This window comes from Streptomyces phytophilus (assembly GCF_013870535.1).
Lineage (GTDB): Bacteria > Actinomycetota > Actinomycetes > Streptomycetales > Streptomycetaceae > Streptomyces > Streptomyces phytophilus.
The window spans coordinates 1-2,490 of the sequence record NZ_JACBXC010000907.1 but is presented as its reverse complement, the minus strand read 5'-3'; the positions used below and the strand labels follow the sequence as shown (position 1 = coordinate 2,490).

The 2,490-nt window shown below is 72.4% G+C and carries 2 protein-coding genes and 1 pseudogene; 1 reads left to right on the top strand and 2 read right to left on the bottom strand.

The window, feature by feature from the left end:
- Both H5J30_RS26995 and H5J30_RS26990 read right to left on the bottom strand, forming a co-directional pair.
- Window positions 1–487 (bottom strand): MerR family transcriptional regulator (locus tag H5J30_RS26995; protein WP_309505643.1); only part of this gene is annotated, 487 nt, incomplete at its 3' end.
- 61 nt (window positions 488–548) lie between these two features.
- Window positions 549–1,058, bottom strand: a pseudogene (locus H5J30_RS26990) (helix-turn-helix domain-containing protein); the annotation flags it as partial.
- Here H5J30_RS26990 and H5J30_RS26985 point away from each other — a divergent pair.
- Window positions 1,011–2,490: polysaccharide lyase family 8 super-sandwich domain-containing protein (locus tag H5J30_RS26985; protein ID WP_309505642.1), on the top strand; the 1,480-nt coding region annotated here is incomplete at its 3' end. The pseudogene H5J30_RS26990 and the gene H5J30_RS26985 overlap by 48 nt on opposite strands.

The following is a 2,490-nucleotide window of genomic DNA, read 5'->3' as shown; positions in this document are numbered from 1 at the left end:
CGTACGAGCCGGTGCCGGCGCCGACGTTCAGCACCGTACGGGCGTCCCCGAGCGCGTCCCGGATCCGCGCGGCGATCCGCGGTTCCGTGCGCCGTGTCGCCGGGTACGCGGAGCCGATGACCTCGTACAACTGCGGCCCTATCACCTTCAGCTGCTCCTCCGAGGTGGTCCTGATGCCCATCGCCCGCGCCTCCAGTTCCCTGTCGAGGGCCGTCACCATGGCGGCGGCCCGCTCGCGCTGCGCCAGCAGCAGCCCGCGCAGCCTGCGCAGGTGCGCGACCGCGTCGGTGGCCGGGTCGTCGACCAGCTCCGCGATCTCGCGCAGCCCGAACCCCAGCCGCCGGTACCCGAGCACCTCCCGCAGCCGCTCCACGTCGGCCGCCGCGTACGCCCGGTAGCCGGCCGCCGTGCGGGCGGACGGCCGGACGAGGCCGATCTCGTCGTAGTGGTGCAGCGTGCGCACGCTCACGCCCGCCAGCTCGGCCACGCGCCCCACGGTCAGTTGCTCTGCCACGCCCCCGAGAATGCGGCATCACGCCGCGTGAGGGTCAAGCGCCCGGCTCCCCGTGCACCGCGCGGAAGGTGCGGCGGTACGCGGCCGGGGGCACGCCGACCGCGCGGTGGAAGTGGCGGCGGAGCGTCGCGGCGGTGCCCATGCCGGTGGCCTCCGCGATCGCGTCGACGCCGCGGTCCGTGGTCTCCAGCAGCTCCTGGGCGCGCCGGATCCGCTGGGTCAGCAGCCACTGCAGCGGGGTGGCACCGGTCGCGGTCCTGAAGTGGCGGGTCAGGTTGCGCGAGCTCATCCCCGCGTGCCGGGCGAGGTCTGTCACGGTCAGCGGCCGGTCGATGCGCTCCAGGGCCCAGCAGAAGAGCGCGGCGAGCGGCCGGTCGTCCGTGGCGGGCACGGGGGCCGTGACGAACTGGGCCTGCCCGCCGTCCCGGTGCGGCGGCACGACCAGGCGGCGGGCGACGGCGTTGGCGACCGCGGAGCCGCGGTCGAGGCGCACGAGATGCAGGCACAGGTCCAGCGCGGCGGCCTTGCCGGCGGAGGTGAGCACTACTACGGCGACCAGGCACGGGGTTACTACGGCAACTGGCACAACTGGGAGATCGCCATCTCCACCCACGTCGGCAAGACCTTCGCGCTCCTCGCCGACGTCCCGGACGCCGTCCCCGCCGGGCTGCTCACGACGTACGTCGCCTCCATGGACGCGTACCTCCGCAACGGCAAGGACGGCGACGCCGACCTCGACTCCCGCTTCCACACCGGCGCCAACCTCGCCGACATCACCACCAACCGCATCATCCAGGGCGCCCTGCTCGCCGCCGCCCAGGAGGGCGGCGGCGAGGCGCGTATCGCCAAGGCCCTCGAAGACCAGCTCACCGTCTTCGCCACCATCGACCCGTACGACATCCGCCACGGCAACACCGACGGCTACTACGCCGACGGCTCGTTCATCCAGCACCACTCCGTCGCGTACACCGGCTCGTACGGCAAGGGGCTGCTCACCCGCGTCGTCCAGACGCTCAAGATCCTCGACGGCACGGGCTTCGCGAACACCGACGCGCTCGTGCCCGTCGTGCAGCGCTGGGTGCGCGACGGCTTCGCGCCGCTGATCTTCGAGGGCTGGATGATGGAGATCGTCAAGGGCCGCGCCGTCGTCCGCACGACCTCCGGCTACACGGACGTCGCCGCAGTCGTCGAGGCCGTCGTCGACCTCGCCGACTACACGGCCGGCGCCGAGGCGACCGCGCTCAAGAGCTACGTCAAGCACATCCGGGCCACCTCGCGCGCCGCCCTCGACCCCGCCGGCTTCGTCTCGCCCGTCAGCGTCGTGCGCTACGCCGACATCGTCGGCGACGACGCCGTCCCGCCCGCCGACCTCAACCCGCCCGCGCGCAGCGTCGCGTTCAACGCCATGGACAAGCACGTCCACCGCCGCCCCGGCTTCGCGTTCGCGCTGGCGCGCAGCTCGGACCGCATCAGCAAGTACGAGTACATGAGCGGCGAGAACCTGATGCCCTGGTTCCAGGGCGACGGCGCGTACTACCTGTACCTCTCCGGGCAGGACCAGACGCGCGCGTACGGCGTCGACTACTACACCGTCGTCTCCCCCTACGGCCTCGCCGGCGCCACCGCGCCCGCCGAGCGGCGCGGGACCGTACCGGAGCTGTACGACGGCAAGCTCTGGTACGACAACCCGGGCCACCCGCTGAACTTCACGTCGTCCTCCGAGTCGCAGAACAAGTACGTCTACTTCCCGCGCGGCACCAACCACCACTCCGGCGGTGCCGTCCTCGGCGCGTACGGCACCGCCGCGATGGTGCAGTCCGACGACGTCGCGTACGCCGAACGCGACGTCCTCCCGGACGACTTCGTCGTCTACCGCAACGCGACCGCCACCAAGTCGTGGTTCATGCTCGACGACGAGATCGTCGTCCTGGCCGCCGGTGTCGGCGACCCCGCCGGCCGCACAGTAACTACTGCCG